The 15025-nt window shown below is 42.2% G+C and carries 19 protein-coding genes; 5 read left to right on the forward strand and 14 right to left on the reverse strand.

What is annotated here, in order from left to right; all coding sequences use genetic code 11:
• Nucleotides 1-5: 5 nt before the first annotated feature.
• From M2444_RS03620 to M2444_RS03630, 3 genes are read right to left on the reverse strand one after another with little or no spacing between them, the layout of a single operon-like run.
• On the reverse strand, nucleotides 6-545 hold the full coding sequence (locus tag M2444_RS03620) for a GNAT family N-acetyltransferase (RefSeq protein ID WP_280786304.1): 540 nt from the start codon (nucleotides 543-545) through the stop codon (nucleotides 6-8).
• Between the two features lie 24 nt (nucleotides 546-569).
• The gene (locus M2444_RS03625; RefSeq protein ID WP_094869091.1) at nucleotides 570-998 is read right to left on the reverse strand and encodes a GNAT family N-acetyltransferase; all 429 of its coding nucleotides are present in this window, start codon (nucleotides 996-998) and stop codon (nucleotides 570-572) included.
• 25 nt (nucleotides 999-1023) lie between these two features.
• Nucleotides 1024-1377, reverse strand: coding sequence for a VOC family protein (locus tag M2444_RS03630; RefSeq protein WP_094869173.1), 354 nt, complete (start codon nucleotides 1375-1377; stop codon nucleotides 1024-1026).
• 161 nt (nucleotides 1378-1538) lie between these two features.
• Between M2444_RS03630 and M2444_RS03635 the strand changes: the two genes are divergently transcribed.
• On the forward strand, nucleotides 1539-2885 hold the full coding sequence (locus M2444_RS03635) for a TrkH family potassium uptake protein (RefSeq protein ID WP_280786305.1): 1347 nt from the start codon (nucleotides 1539-1541) through the stop codon (nucleotides 2883-2885).
• A 61-nt stretch (nucleotides 2886-2946) separates the two neighbouring features.
• Here M2444_RS03635 and M2444_RS03640 read toward each other — a convergent pair whose 3' ends face one another.
• A complete protein-coding gene (locus M2444_RS03640; protein ID WP_280786306.1) occupies nucleotides 2947-3222 on the reverse strand; it encodes a hypothetical protein in 276 nt (91 codons plus the stop codon).
• A 177-nt stretch (nucleotides 3223-3399) separates the two neighbouring features.
• On the opposite strand from M2444_RS03640, the gene M2444_RS03645 reads away from it, so the two are divergent.
• The 3 genes from M2444_RS03645 to M2444_RS03655 all read left to right on the forward strand — a co-directional run bounded on the left by M2444_RS03645 (nucleotide 3400) and on the right by M2444_RS03655 (nucleotide 6317).
• Nucleotides 3400-4632, forward strand: a complete 1233-nt coding sequence (locus M2444_RS03645) for an aminopeptidase (protein WP_094875786.1) — start codon at nucleotides 3400-3402, stop codon at nucleotides 4630-4632.
• A gap of 50 nt (nucleotides 4633-4682) precedes the next feature.
• A complete protein-coding gene (locus M2444_RS03650; protein WP_280786307.1) occupies nucleotides 4683-5912 on the forward strand; it encodes an aminopeptidase in 1230 nt (409 codons plus the stop codon).
• 222 nt (nucleotides 5913-6134) lie between these two features.
• Nucleotides 6135-6317: a hypothetical protein gene (locus M2444_RS03655; RefSeq protein WP_042128123.1), complete on the forward strand. Its 183-nt coding sequence runs from the start codon at nucleotides 6135-6137 to the stop codon at nucleotides 6315-6317.
• 71 nt (nucleotides 6318-6388) lie between these two features.
• Here the strand turns inward: M2444_RS03655 and M2444_RS03660 are convergent, their stop codons facing one another.
• From M2444_RS03660 to M2444_RS03705, 10 genes are all read right to left on the reverse strand, one after another.
• Nucleotides 6389-7081: an AlkZ-related protein gene (locus M2444_RS03660; protein WP_280786340.1), complete on the reverse strand. Its 693-nt coding sequence runs from the start codon at nucleotides 7079-7081 to the stop codon at nucleotides 6389-6391.
• Nucleotides 7082-7108: 27 nt separating this feature from the next.
• Nucleotides 7109-7681, reverse strand: a complete 573-nt coding sequence (locus M2444_RS03665; protein WP_280786308.1) for a TetR/AcrR family transcriptional regulator — start codon at nucleotides 7679-7681, stop codon at nucleotides 7109-7111.
• Nucleotides 7682-8398, reverse strand: coding sequence for an MBL fold metallo-hydrolase (locus M2444_RS03670; RefSeq protein WP_094875777.1), 717 nt, complete (start codon nucleotides 8396-8398; stop codon nucleotides 7682-7684).
• 83 nt (nucleotides 8399-8481) lie between these two features.
• Entirely contained in the window at nucleotides 8482-8949 is a 468-nt protein-coding gene (locus M2444_RS03675; protein ID WP_094875775.1) for a DUF6773 family protein, read from the reverse strand.
• A 1-nt stretch (nucleotide 8950) separates the two neighbouring features.
• Nucleotides 8951-9130 (reverse strand): helix-turn-helix transcriptional regulator, encoded by a 180-nt coding sequence (locus M2444_RS03680; RefSeq protein WP_094875826.1) that lies wholly within the window; start codon nucleotides 9128-9130, stop codon nucleotides 8951-8953.
• A gap of 270 nt (nucleotides 9131-9400) precedes the next feature.
• Nucleotides 9401-10003 (reverse strand): nitroreductase family protein, encoded by a 603-nt coding sequence (locus tag M2444_RS03685; protein WP_094869099.1) that lies wholly within the window; start codon nucleotides 10001-10003, stop codon nucleotides 9401-9403.
• A gap of 118 nt (nucleotides 10004-10121) precedes the next feature.
• A complete protein-coding gene (pstB, locus tag M2444_RS03690; RefSeq protein ID WP_094875773.1) occupies nucleotides 10122-10898 on the reverse strand; it encodes a phosphate ABC transporter ATP-binding protein PstB in 777 nt (258 codons plus the stop codon).
• A 39-nt stretch (nucleotides 10899-10937) separates the two neighbouring features.
• Nucleotides 10938-11834 carry a phosphate ABC transporter permease PstA gene (gene pstA / locus M2444_RS03695; RefSeq protein WP_042128135.1) on the reverse strand — a complete coding sequence of 299 codons (897 nt, stop codon included), beginning with the start codon at nucleotides 11832-11834 and terminating at the stop codon, nucleotides 10938-10940.
• On the reverse strand, nucleotides 11831-12733 hold the full coding sequence (gene pstC / locus M2444_RS03700; RefSeq protein ID WP_280786309.1) for a phosphate ABC transporter permease subunit PstC: 903 nt from the start codon (nucleotides 12731-12733) through the stop codon (nucleotides 11831-11833). The genes pstA and pstC overlap by 4 nt, the downstream gene beginning before the upstream one ends.
• A gap of 91 nt (nucleotides 12734-12824) precedes the next feature.
• On the reverse strand, nucleotides 12825-13757 hold the full coding sequence (locus M2444_RS03705; RefSeq protein WP_094869101.1) for a phosphate ABC transporter substrate-binding protein: 933 nt from the start codon (nucleotides 13755-13757) through the stop codon (nucleotides 12825-12827).
• A gap of 332 nt (nucleotides 13758-14089) precedes the next feature.
• On the opposite strand from M2444_RS03705, the gene M2444_RS03710 reads away from it, so the two are divergent.
• The gene (locus tag M2444_RS03710) at nucleotides 14090-14974 is read left to right on the forward strand and encodes a LysR family transcriptional regulator (protein WP_094875769.1); all 885 of its coding nucleotides are present in this window, start codon (nucleotides 14090-14092) and stop codon (nucleotides 14972-14974) included.
• Nucleotides 14975-15025 lie beyond the last annotated feature (51 nt).

Here is a 15025-nt window from a genome sequence, read left to right on the forward strand (position 1 = left end):
AGTTATCAGATTAAAATCTGATCCTCTGTCCTTTTTTCTTTTTTCAAAATCTTACTCATGTAATATTCATCTACCCATTGGCCATCGATCACAAGTGATTTTCTTTTCGTCCCTTCGACTTCAAACCCATTTTTGATATATAGCGCCACAGCCGGTTCATTATGTGTCATGACGGTTAGCTCCAGTCGAACAATTTCAGTATTCCTAGCCCAAACATCCATCTCTCGGAACAGACCTGCACCAATCCCCTTACCTTGATATTGTCTTAGGATGCCAATGACTATGTACGCATTATGGTGATTGCGTCTAACACTTCCACCTCTAACCGACATAAAACCTATCAATTGGTTATCAACCTCTGCACCAATAAGGATTGAAGTATCGGCTGAAGCGAAGCTTTCGATCATCTCTTTGACCTGATTTAGACTGGATTGCCGTTCATCCGGTTCCAGTAACATGAATTTGGATTCCTGGTCTAACTGATGCTGAAGGCGAAGCAATTCACCTGCATCCTCCGGCACCAGCTCCCTCAATGTAACCCTCATATTCCCACTTCCCATCGTAAATAGCTATAAGTACTTTTTGAACAGCTTACTGGAGCTGCTATTGTATCCAAGATGTTCGTAAAATTGATGTGCATCCTCTCTACTGACTGCACTCGATAACATGATCTTAAGGGCGCCCCTAGAGGTGGCTGCGTGCTCAGCATATCTCATTAATTTCGCTCCGTAACCTTTCCCTCTCACCTCTTGTGATATGATGACTCTTTCAATGACAGCAAAGGGTCGATCGTCACATAAAGCATCCATACACAGATGGAGATGGAGCGTCCCAACAATAGTCCCTTCTTCTTCGTACACATAAAGAAAACTATCCGTATTGTCAGCTATCCGCTTCAGTCGTTCCGGTGACACTTGTATAGCTGTTTGCTCAGGCAACAACATTCGATATAAATTTTCAATATACAATGCGTCTTCAGGAACAGCCTCTCTTATCATTAGTTTATTCCTTTCTTAATCATTCTTAACAACGACAGACCATGATAACATTACCATTCGGATCTTTAAAATTAAACCAATGATCATGCTCGATATCCGTAAGAATCTCTCCGCCATTTGCTTTCACATAATCGTAAGCAGCATCAATATCTTCGGTATTTAGATGAAAAGAGGGGATATTAAGAACAGACTCAGAGGTGTAAATTTTGCTGTCTAATACGATTTCTGGTCCCTGCATGGGGATGACGTATAAATGCCCGAATAATACTTCACCATCCAAAGGCAAACCAAGCAATTGGCAATACCATTCTTTTGATTTCTCAATATCCTTTACCGGAATAAAAACTGCACCAATCTGATTCAGAATCGGACTTATCACCATTAAGAAAGCCTCCTCTTTAAAGTTGCAGAATAGGGTGTTATTCTAGAATAATTCGATAAAATATGTCAATTACCTCCCTCCACTTAGGGAAGGTCTGGCAAGTTATGTTATAATTTTGTGAGCACTAATCTAATTTCACGTATGACAGGAGAATTGAATTGGCTAATCTGAACTTCGGTGGATTGAAATTAACACCACCTAAAGTCTTATCACTAGGATTTGTAATACTTATCACTGCCGGAACCTTTTTACTTAGTTTGCCGGTAGCCTCCGTAGAAGGGCATATTTCTTTTATTGATGCATTATTCATGGCTACATCGGCAACCTGTGTTACAGGTTTGGCAGTCATTGATACGGGCACACAGTTAACAACTTTTGGACAAGTCGTTCTACTCGTATTATTTCAGTTTGGGGGGTTGGGTTTTATTACGATGGCCACCTTGATTACTTTGGTCCTTAATAAACGAATATCCTTTAAAGAACGAATTCTTATGCAAGAATCTATGAACCAGAATTCCATGCAAGGTATTGTCCAGTTAATCCGCAGAGTCCTGATCTATTCCCTTGTTATTCAGCTCACAGGTGCCATCTTGTTTGCCGGTAGGTTTATGATGGATATGCCTTTCGGAAAAGCTGTATATTATGGAATATTTCACAGTATATCTATTTTTAATAATGCAGGCTTTGATTTATTCGGTGATATTCATGGACCCTTTAGTGGACTTACTCGTTTTGTAAATGATCCTATAGTGAATTTCACCTCCATGATCCTTATCTTTCTAGGAGGGGTCGGTTTTATTGTCCTATCTGATGTTTTTGACTTTCCAAAACGCAAAAAGTTTACTCTGCATTCTAAAGTAGTTCTTTCGACCTCTGTGATATTAATTGTCATTGGAGCTGCTCTATTTTTCTTACTAGAATTTAATTCTACGCTGAAGCCCTTGAGTGCAGGTGGAAAGATGATGGCTACATTTTTACAAGCGATAACACCACGTTCAGGCGGTGTCACTACGATTGAAATTCCACTTATGCGGGAATCAACGCAATTTCTAATGATCCTCCTGATGTTCATAGGGGCTGCGCCTGGATCTACTGGTGGGGGAATTAAGATTACTACATTCGCTGTTCTAGTGGCTGCGGTTTCCGCAAGACTAAGGGGTAAAGAGGATATTGTAATGTTTCGTCATCGGATCGCCAAAGAAGATGTCTATAGAGCGGTGACGATGACATTAATGTCTCTAATGTTAGTGGTCATCGCTACGATGTTGTTATCCGTGACAGAAAAAGCTGACTTTCTTGCTGTACTCTTTGAATCCGTATCCGCATTCGGGACTTCTGGTCTCTCCCTGGGGCTTACTCCAGAACTAACTACTGCGGGTAAAGTGCTCATTATTATTCTAATGTTTCTGGGTCGGACAGGTCCGCTTACTCTAGCTTATGCACTCAAGCCTAGGGGTAGTAAGGAACTTTACCGCTATCCTGAAGGTAAGATTACCATCGGATAAGTTGAGATGTATCCAGCGGCAATGAATATTGCCGCTGGTAATCAATCAACACTTGTATGTTTTACTCTTCATCGATCTCTTGTTTATCTAGTGCGGCATCCAGCAATTGATTGTATATATCGTCATCATTTTCAAGTAGTGCATCAGTTTCTAAGAACTGCTCTTCACTTCCAGGCTCACCAGCAAAGCTTAGGCTGTAATCCCATTCCGTTCCTCTTGTACTGAAAAAAGTAATCTCATATGGAGCCTTATGGTTTTCGAGAGTAAATATCGTCCTCCCTACATAGCTTTTATCCTCTTTACGGCTCATTTCAGCACTTACGATCTCTAAATTCATCCGCTAATCTTCCTTCCATTCATCAAATCATTTCCCCTTTCAGTATAGCATTGAAATGAATGTAATTCCTCAATTTACACTGTAAATTCCATGTAATTGACTTTTTTCATCCGGCGGTTAATAATTTAGTACAATACTTGTAAAGTACCAAACTATTAGTAATTGGAGGAAATATCGATGACTGATTTCGAGGCAAAGCTTAGTAAATATGCAGATTTAGCTGTGCAAATTGGGGTTAACGTTCAGCCAGGGCAAATTCTGGTGGTGAATGCACCGATTCTTGCAGCTGATTTCGTTCGTATGATTACCGCCAAGGCATATGCGATTGGAGCAAGCTTAGTGAAGGTGAACTGGAGTGATGCGAGCATTACACGCCAGCAGTTTGAACATGCTGCTCCAGAAGTGTTCACTGAGCCTCCTACTTGGTACGCCGGTGAAATGACCGAACTCGCCGAGAAGGGTGCAGCTATTCTTAACGTGATTGCGGAAGATCCTGATGCACTTAAAGGTATTGATCCTGTACGTATTTCAAATTTTCAAAAAGTACGGGGAGCCGCACTCACCAAATATCGTGAAATGCAAATGTCCGACAAAGTTAGCTGGAGTATTGTTGCTGTACCTTGTCAGGCTTGGGCGGATAAAGTATTTCCGGATGTTCCAGCTGAAGAACGTGTAAGTAAGCTTTGGGAAGCTATTTTCCACACCGTACGCCTTGATCGTGAAGATCCAGTAGCTGCATGGCAAGAACATCTCGACACCTTAGATCAAAAAGCAAATGTACTCAACGCAAAAAAATATAAGAAACTGCATTACATAGCACCTGGTACGGACCTAAGCATCGAGCTTCCAGAAGGTCATATTTGGGCACAAGGAGACAGCATTAATGCGAAAGGCCATTCTTTTGTAGCCAATATGCCTACCGAGGAAGTATTTACCGCCCCTCTAAAAACTGGTGTACATGGTACCGTACGAAGCACCAAACCACTTAGCCATGGCGGCAACATTATCGATGGCTTCTCTATTACTTTTGAGAACGGACGAATTGTTAGTGTTAGTGCAGAACAGGGACAAGAAGCACTAGAGCACCTCATTAGTATGGATGAAGGCGCAAAATACCTCGGTGAAGTTGCATTAGTTCCACATAAGTCCCCTATCTCAGAATCCAATATTCTTTATTACAATACCTTATTTGATGAGAATGCTTCCAATCACCTAGCTATAGGTATGGCTTATGCTTTCTGTTTAGAAGGTGGTAAAGATATGACTCCGGACGAACTGATTGCTCATGGATTGAATAATAGCGTTACCCATGTGGATTTCATGATCGGTTCTGCGGAGATGAATATTTACGGAATTACTGCTGATGGAACAGAAGAACCTGTATTTATTAATGGAAACTGGGCGTTCTAATAACTGCATATTTGAAATAAAGACTAGAGATATTGAAAGGAGTAGGAACTATGTTGGATTTCAAGCAAAAACTGGAGAATTATGCATTGCTGGCAGTAAAGATTGGGGTTAATATCCAACCTGGGCAGACCCTTGTTGTAAATGCCGACATCGTTTCCGCAGAGCTAGTGCGTCTTGTAGTACGTAAAGCTTATGAAGCGGGTGCGAAGCTCGTCAAGGTTAATTATAGTGATGAGGTTGTTACACGTACTCGTTATGACCTCGCTCCATCCGATTCCTTTTTGGAACCGCCACAATGGCAAGCAGATGAATTGGAAGACCTGGCTAAAAAAGGTGCAGCATTTCTATCGATAACTTCAACGAATCCAGATCTATTGAGCGGTGTTGAGTCCAAAAGAATTGCGGATAATCAGCGGATCTCTGGACAGACGTTAGCTCCATATCGTGAGTTGTTAATGGGGAATCACGTAAGCTGGAGTATTGTAGCCTTCCCGTCAGCATCGTGGGCGGCAAAGGTATTCCCTGAAGCATCACCTGATCAGCAAATTGATTTGCTATGGGATGCTATCTTTAAAGCCACACGTGCGGATCAAGCTGACCCTATTCAAGCATGGAGTCAACATTTAGATGGTCTGAAAGCACGTTGTACTGCTTTGAATGATAATAAGTTCCGCAAGCTGCACTATACAGGACCTGGAACCGATTTGACGATTGAGCTGCCAGACGGGCATATTTGGTGTCAAGCAGGAGCTGTCAATGGCAAGGGAGACCCTTTCCTAGCCAATATTCCTACAGAAGAAGTATTTACTGCCCCACTGAAGTCTGGTGTGAATGGTAAGGTAAGCAGCTCGAAGCCGCTTAGCTATGGGGGTAATCTGATTGACAATTTCACCCTCACCTTTGAGAACGGCAAAGTAACGGATTTCACCGCTGAAAAAGGTTCAGAAACGCTTGCTTCCCTTATCGCGTTAGATGAAGGCTCTGCTTATCTTGGAGAAGTCGCTTTGGTGCCTTTCCACTCTCCGATCTCCGAGAGCGGAATTCTATATTACACCACATTATATGATGAGAATGCCTCCTGCCATTTGGCATTAGGTGCAGCTTATGCCTTTACCCTTCAAGAGGGTACGACAATGACGAAAGAACAATTGCAGGAAAAAGGAATGAACCAAAGCCATACACATGTTGATTTTATGATGGGCTCACCTGAAATGAGCATTGATGGTATTAAGGATGATGGAACAACCGTACCTATCTTCCGTGATGGAGATTGGGCTTAAATTGTTCGCTTAAATTATTGAATAAATAAAATGCCAAACAACCTGCTTGGTTCCTCTTCCGGGGACACAAGCAGGTTGTTTTTTATTGCACACTAGAATATCCAGTAAATAAATAGTCCAAATTTGAATAAAAGTTCAATATTTGTTCACACTATTGTTGATTTCCGTTCACAAATATGTCACAATACAGTTAAGGATCTAATTTCCAAGGAGGGGATTATCATGTTGAGAGACCCAATATCCAATGAAATTGACAGCGTTGAAGAAGAACAGCTCGAAATTCAAGCACCGGTGGATTCAAGAATTGTTGCATCTAATGCAATCAAATATACCGCCTATGTTATGCTGTTTTTCGGATTCTTGTATTTCCTGATTGCTTACTTGGCACCTATGTTGGAACAATAATGTGATGGATATGATTTTATTAGAAAACGCTTACGGCTAATCACTCTCATGGGAGTAGTGATTAGCCGTTTTTATTTCCATGAGAGTGCTTTGTTCGTCCAGGCTATTGCTGTAGGCGACCATATGCCATTCATTTTGGAATGTAGCCAAGCTATGGCCTCTTCTCTATCGCCTTCAAATGAGGAAAGACCGTTATCTTCCGTCCAGTGGCTTACAGTCTCAAACGAGGTACTGCTCCAGCCATTTTTCTCACCTTCTGCATTTTGGCGTTCTTTTACACCTGAAATAACGATGTCCAGCGATGCCTGAAGCTCCGTAACTGCATTATCGAATGCCGTCTTCTTTTCCTTAGCCTTCATATCAGCTTCAGCACGAAGGATGCGTGTATCAATCCCTTGACGTTCACGGATAATTTGCAGTAAAGTTACTGCTTCTCTGCTGGCCAATCCGTCATTATAACGTTCTTCTATAGATTTTGTACTTCCAACAGCTGCCACAAATGCTGGAAACCACCCGCTAGAGACCAAGATCGCTTTTTTCTTAATAAACTTGCCGTATCCAGCCAGTCCTTCCCCGGGAAACCTTACACGCCATGACCAAGGATCTAGCTCTGTTCCTGTATGCCAATTTTCTGCTTTCGTTAATCCGTTTAAAGATGGGTGATCAGGAATCAAGTTTGCAAGCGGTAAAATCCCAACCTTGGCAACAATGCCTACAGCTTCCTCAAAAGTGGTGACACTACCTTCTTCATATCCCTCATGCATCACTACATCATCTCCTTATGTACTCCATTATTTTGATTTCATATTTCCAATCCCAGCAATGAATGTACCGATGAGGCGAGATAAACTTACATTAGTATCAAGCGCCATTCCGAAACCGCCTTTTTGTTCCAAAGAGGCGAAGCCATGCAAAATGCTTCGTAACCCGCGGACTGCATGAATTTCACCCTCCTCACCTAACTGATAATCCTTCATCACTTGAATGATAAGCTTCAGTATATGTTCACTTGCTGCTTCTAGCTCCGTATTGGCCTGTTCAGGCGCTCGCAGCGTGGTCTCATATAAACCAGGGCGACTTCTAGCAAAGTCCACGTACGCTCGCCCCATCGCCTGTACAGCATCATCTCTACTAAGTCCTTTAGCTGCGCTAATCATGACCGTAGAAAGCTCACCTAGTCCATAAATTGCTAGTTGTGTACGCAAATCCTGTAGCCCGTTAATGTGATTGTATAGCGACGGAGATCGAACACCTAGTTTATTAGCCAATGCAGCTAAAGTTATGGTCTCGATTCCTTCATGATCGGCAATTTCTGCTGCTGCAATAACTAGCATACGACGATCTAATCCCGCTCTAGGTGACATTTAATTCCTCCTTCCTTGATTCATTTGTGCTTTGTGTATGGCATTCTCCATGGTTTGAACTGGATTTCTAAGCAAGTCGCCATGTCCAGTGGCCAGTATAGTCGGAGAAGCCTCTAGAAGCTTAATGGCACTTTTTAAGGCTTGATCTTTATTCCAGGTGGCCATAGCCGGAAACGGAAACCAAGGAATTACGGTTCCTGAAACTGCGGTTCCCCGGAAGGTTTGAAAAGCATCGCCAACAATAACAGCTTTGCTTCGTGAATCAATAAAAGACATAGAGCCAGGGGTATGACCGGGAGTTAGAATGGCTGTCAACGAACCAATGACATCGCCATCATAGAGTAATACATCTGGTCTTGTTGTTACCTTATCGGGTACACTTCCCTTAATAGGGGTCTGAGGTTCTCCCTCACGAAGGGAACGATCTCCGCTTAATAAAGAGGAATCCCTTTCTGAAATGTACACCTGAGCCTCTGGAAGCTGCTTTTTTAGTTCATCCAGTGCACCAACATGATCACCATGAGCATGCGTTAATACAATACGAGTAATCTTCTTATTTAACTTTGCTGAAGTATCCATAATTCCCTTTACACTAAACGGCATGGCCGCATCGATCAAAGTTAATTCATTTTCTTCCTCTATGATGTAACAATTCACAGGAAACACTTTTGGCATCCAAGTCAGCTGTAATAAATGACCTTCACGAGTTACTCTCATCATTATCCCTCCACAAAACTAATGGTATTAGCTTAAATATAAACTAATGGTATTAGTTTTGCAATAGCGATTTATCCATTCCTCTATCCCTCTAGTTTTTTGTCCGCATTTCTATTGGATCGTTTGATGATGAACCACTGAATCCATGTAATCCCAATAAAAAATAAGACGGAACCCACAAGAGTACTCATGATACTTTTAGCAATCTGCAAATCCCCCGCTTCTTTTAGATCAGATAAGATCATTAATGCAGCCCATATGATTGTGCTGACGACTCCCCCTATAAAATTGTTTTTCTTATACTGTCTGACAGCCCCCTCATTACTCGGTAGCAGGTATATTCCATCTTTGACGCAACGAACAGTAATATACGAGCACGCTACCATCACAATCACGAAAGAATCCCACCAATACTTAAAGTCCCATTGTAGGATAAACACTTTTACAAAGAGACTAACCAATAAGCCCACAAGCACTATCATAAACCCGTATGTACTAATCTTCTGAACTTCTGTGATAATCCGCTCATCCTTAATCCTTGTCCCTCTCACCTTAATCCCCCCAAAAAATATCGTCTAATGATCTATCTAATGCCTTACAGATCGCTAAGCATAACTTAAGTGTCGGGTTATAGTTTCCCGCTTCAATTAGGCCAATCGTCTGCCTTGTAACTCCTACTAATTCCGCTAACTGTTCTTGGGAAAGATCTTTTTCTACACGAGCCAGTTTCATCTTGATGTTCTTGTTCTCCCCCACGCTTTTCCCTCCTTATACAGATTGTTTCATTACACTAAATTGTAATCTATACTAATCATTATGCACAATATATATTGCTATAAACATTTTCGAAACTTCTTCAACTCAACTTTACTCATCCTCGATTCATCTTTACTCGACTTTCCTTATCTTTTCCCTGCCTCTTTCCTAGAGATTCTAAGCAAGAAAAAAAGCACCCCAATGGATGCTTTAAATGATTACTATTCAAATCCCTTATAGTCTTCTCTATTCCACTACATCGTTCTCTGGATAGCTATCAACGATCTTCAGTAGTTCAGAAGCATCCGTGCGTGGACGGCTGTCTGGCACAGTCTCCGGGTATCCAGCATGAATCATAGCTATGATCTTCTCTCCTGGCTTCACACCAATTTTGTTACGGAATTCAGGATTATTGATATAAGGATCGGTCTTCCAAATCGTTCCCACGCCTTGCTCCCAAGCTGCTAGCTGGAAGTTCTGCACAAGTGCTGACGCTGCTGCAAAATCCTCATCCCACTCTCTCTGCCGAGGATCTTCAGGCATCACCACAATTAACGTTAAGGGAATATTTGAGATATATTCTTTGCGCTTGGCAGCCACTTCAGGATCAGCTATGGCACGTTTCACGAAGGCAAATGCTGCTTCAGCCAAGAACTTTGTACCTTCACCTTGAAAAGCAATGAATCTCCACGGCTCACGAACCCCATGATTAGGCGCCCATACCGCTACATTTAACAATTCCTCTAATAGTCCTTGTGGCAGTGGATCTTTTTGAAAAAGTTTAATAGAGCGCCGTTCTTTAATTAGTTCTGCTACGCTATTCTTTTGAGTCGATTGAGTTTGTGTCATAAGATCCACTCCCTATAGTAATAATGATAATCATTATCATTAATGATACAGTATCGATCTGCCTTTTGCAAATAATAGAAAAAAAACACCGTTCCCTAAAGAACGATGTTAAAAGGCTTCAGCCGAAACGGCCCATGATGTATTCTTGTGTCATTTGATTCTCAGGATTAGTAAAGACCTTATCCGTTTTATCATATTCTATAAGGGATCCAAGATAAAAATAGGCCGTATAATCAGAGATCCGTGCAGCCTGCTGCATGTTGTGCGTTACGATTACGATGCGAAGCTCTTCTTTTAACTCCTTGATGAGCTCCTCTACTTTACCAGTGGAAACCGGATCTAGTGCGGATGCGGGTTCGTCCAAGAGCAGAATTTGTGGGTTAACCGACAACGCCCTTGCAATACATAAGCGCTGCTGTTGTCCACCGGATAGAGCTAATGCTGAATCTTTTAACCGGTCCTTCACTTCGTCCCACAAGGCAGCTTTGCGAAGGCTGCTCTCTACGATCTCATCGAGTGCTTTTTTCCCTTTAATTCCATGATACTTAGGACCAAAAGCGATGTTATCATAAATGGATTTGTAGAACGGATTCGGCTTCTGCCACACCATACCAATCTTCTGACGCAGTTTGATAACGTCTGTGCCCGGAGCATTAATATCCACTCCATCAATCCAGATGCTTCCTTTGGTGTTTGATCCGGAGATTTCGTCATTCATCCGATTCAGTGAACGAAGAAAGGTTGATTTACCGCAGCCGGATGGGCCGATCAGTGCAGTAACCGTATTTTCAGCAAAAGGAAGACTAATCCCCTTTACTGCCTCATATGTTCCATAAAAAATACTCAGGTCCTCGGTTTGAAAAGATTCTCGCACTGCTGTTGCCGACGTTCCCATCGATTACTCCTCCTACATCTCTACTTTAATTTTTAGGAATTAGTTCATTCTTTTTGAAGCTGTAAGCTTACGATAAATAAATCTTCCGAAATAACGTGCTGCTAAGTTGAAGATCAACACCATAATTACAAGTACTGCTGAAGCTCCCGCAGCAATTTGCGCGGCATCAGGAGCAAGGCCTTCACTATTTACCTTCCAGATATGAACAGCCAGTGTTTCAGCGGGACGGAAAGGATTCAGTGGTGAGTTCGGACTAAGTGGATTCCAGTTGGTGAAATCTAGTCTTGGACTACTCATTCCTGCAGTAAACATCAACGCGGCTGCTTCCCCAAAGACACGGCCAGCGGACAAAATAGTACCGGTAATAATCGTTGGTAATGCTACTGGAAATAACACAGAGGTTACGATTTTCCACTTGGACAATCCTAGTGCAAAACCTGCCTCTTTTTGTTGCTTCGGAACACTACGGAAAGCTTGCTCAGTAATCCGAACCATCAGCGGTAGATTAAAGACCGTCAATGCCAGTGCTCCCGAGATTAAGGAAAAGCCAAGATTAAAATAGTTAACAATCAGCAATAGACCAAACAAGCCGACTACGATTGAAGGGAACGAAGATAATACTTCAACAATTAAGCGAATAAAGCCGGTGATTTTTCCTGGACGAGCATATTCAGCCATATAAATACCGGCACCCAGTCCAAGCGGTACTGTAATTATTAGCGTGAGTACCAAAAGGAATAAGGAGTTGAATAATTGAGGACCAATTCCTCCACCTGCTCGAATTTTTTGTGGTGCAGAGAATAGAAAATCCCAACTAATGTGACTAAGGCCTCGAAAGAGGATATATCCTAATAGACCAACCAGAATAGCTACGATGAGCAATGCGAAAAACACAATAAGGCTTGTGGCAATTTTATTTACGGTTCTCGGCTTCAAATTTTATTTCTCCTTTCAAGCAGTCTCACAAAGAAGACAAATACAAAGGTCATCAGCATAAGAACCAGTGCCATACTCCACAGAGCATTATTGTGCGCAGAGCCCATGGTTGTGTTCCCCATTCCAAGCGTGATTACACTCGTCAAGGTAGAAGCTGATTCAAAGAGTGATTTTGGTACGAATGGCGCATTCCCGATAACCATCTGTACAGCAAGGGCTTCACCGAATGCACGTGCCATCCCCAGGACAATACCAGTCATAATAGCAGGAAACGTTGTCGGAATAATCACTCGAGAGATCGTCTGCCACCGGGTGGCACCAAGCGCATAGGAGGATTCCTTTAAATTTTGCGGCAATGAAGCCAGCGCGTCTGCAGCCACGCTTGTAATCGTCGGAAGAATCATGACCGAGAGCACAAGCGCGCCTGCAGCTACCCCGATGCCTTGACCAGGCAGGTTGTTGCGTAGAAACGGTACAATAACACTTAATCCGATGAAACCATAAACAACTGAAGGGATACCTGCCAACAGCTCGATTACGGGCTGAAGCAATTTTTTGCCCCATCCTGGGACAATCTCCGTCATAAACAGCGCAGCGCAAAGGCTAAGTGGACTAGCAATCAATGCTGCAAGTAGAGTAACTAAGAAGGATCCCGTGATAAACGGAAATGCACCAAAGGATGGCGTATCTGCTTCAGGTGACCACTTTGTTCCGAACAGAAAATCTTTAACGCTAACATCGCCACTTGTGAAAGTTGAAATCCCTTTAGACGCCACAAAATATACCATCGATACAATGATTGTGATCAATAGCAGTACACAGAAGGACATATATGTACGTCCCACAAAATCTTCAATATGATGTTTCTCGATGCGTGAGTTCTTTATTTTCACCCTCAATTGCTCCCTCTTTCTAAAGTGAAAAGAGAGGCAGATGTATCCGCCTCTAATCACTTGAGATTCTAATCCTTACAAATTACTTAGAAGTGAATTACTTAGCTGTAACATTTCCTGCAACGTCACGAGTAACTTGCATTTTTACTGCTGGAATGTATCCAAGCTCAACAACTTCACCTGTTTGTACTTCGTCTGTCAAGAAAAAGTCAAGGAATGCTTTTACTGTTTCATTTGGTTCGCCGTTTGTGTACATGTGCTCGTAAGCCCATACTGGATATTTACCAGAAACAACATTGTCCACAGATGCTTCTACACCATCAAGGCTAAGTGTTTTGATTGAATCATCAAGGTATGAAAGAGCCAGATAACCAATAGCCCCTGGAGTTTCTCCGATCATTTTCTTAACAGTACCGGAGGAATCTTCTTGAATCGATCCTGGGATATCTTCCGTTTTAGTTCCAAGTGCAAAGCTTTCAAAGGTTGCGCGAGTACCGGAGCTGCCTGGACGGTTGATGATTTGGATTTTTTGATCCGCTCCGCCAACTTCTTTCCAGTTCGTAACCTTACCTGTGAAAATATCGATAAGCTGTTGCTTAGTCAAGCTGTCTACACCAGCATCCGGATGAGTTACTGCTGCGATCGCTACTACTGCTACTTGATGATCTACAAGAGCTGCTGCTTTTTCTGCATCTGCATCCTTTAGTTTTTCTTCTGCGAATACGTCAGAGTTACCGATATCTACTTGTTTCTCAGCTACTTGAGTAAGACCAGTACCACTGCCGCCGCCTTGAACTTGAATGTCCACCCCAGCATTTTTATCCATGAAATTCTCTGCTACCAGCTCAACTAATGGTTGTAGTGCTGTTGAACCTGATGCTAGAATCGAACCACTTATTTTAGCGCCGCTACCTTCATTTGTAGCTGCAGCGTTTCCTCCCGTGTTGTTTGCCCCACCATTACCGCAGGCCGAAAGTGCCAGTACGCTTGTTAAAGCCAAAGTCATAACCCAAGATTTTTTGAATTGCATTGTTTTGTCTCCTCCTAAATGTTTTGTTAGCACGGCTTCCTCATACAGTTCATGCGGAACTGGCTTCGAAAGCTTTAACATGGTGTTGTGGAGCTTTGGCCCCCATATGCTTGTTTACTGTAAAAGTGTATTGCACGCATATGTTATTGTTGTTGTCCGGAGCTTCTTGGCCCCTCTGACTCTTCTTATTCTAGAGCTCGTTCGTTAGAGAAACTTCTTAACTTTGTAAAGCGAACGATAAAAATACCAATAGAAACTATATATATGTATAGATTTAATCTATAATGGGGATATAATTTGTTATCCAACTTAGCATTGTGCGGAGGAAAGTCATGAATATTATGAAGTTAAAGATCGTTATTCTACTTGAAAAATATAAGAAAGTAACCGATGTAGCTGCTGAATTGGGCCTTAAACAACCCACTGTATCTTTTCATATGAAGAATTTAGAGAATGAATTTGGAACTCCTTTATTCCTGTATCGAAGTGGAAGAGTCCTGCTCACAGATGCGGGTAGAGCCCTTTATCAATATGCGCTCAAGATTGTCTCACTTACGGCCGAAGCTGAACGTACTGTTAAACAGTTTTCTTCCCCAACACATGGTACTTTGAAGCTGGAAGCAAGTTATATACCTGCAACTTATATTTTACCTAAAGCGCTAATCCAATTCATGAAACAATATCCTGGGATTAATAATTCGATGACGATCCAAAGTGATAATTTGTTAAAGGAACGACTCCGAAGCCGAGAAATTCAAATGGCTATTTTGCACACTTCAGATTGGCATGATGAATCCTTTAACTTTCAGCTGATTGTCCGCGACGAGCCTGTGCTGATTTTTGCCCCTAGTCACCCTTTTGCAACTATAGAGAAGCTAACACCAGAACAGATCGCGCTTGAGCCTTGGATTCAGTATGAGGGTGGTTCTTGTTTACGGGGATTTGCGGATCAATGGGCAGAAATAAATCATATTCGCTTGTGGAACCGATCCGAGATAAATTCACCTGAATCCCTAAAGAAGTTAGTTAGCGAGGGAGATGGCGTAGGCATTTGTTCTAGAGTCAGCATTGAAGCAGAACTTGCATTAGGTCGTCTTTGTTATGCTCCTCTACCGGGAGTTTTGCCTGAGAGCGGTGGTTTTGTACTGGCTTGGCGAAAAGATCATATATTAACACCCTTACAGCAGTCTTTAGCGGAAATATTAAACAACGTTTAGACCTTATATTTTATATTAAAAGGGAGCACCCAAAGCCATTACGGACTTGAG

The organism is Paenibacillus sp. PastF-3 (genome assembly GCF_029893135.1).
GTDB classification, from domain to species: Bacteria; Bacillota; Bacilli; order Paenibacillales; family Paenibacillaceae; genus Paenibacillus_AQ; species Paenibacillus_AQ nitricinens.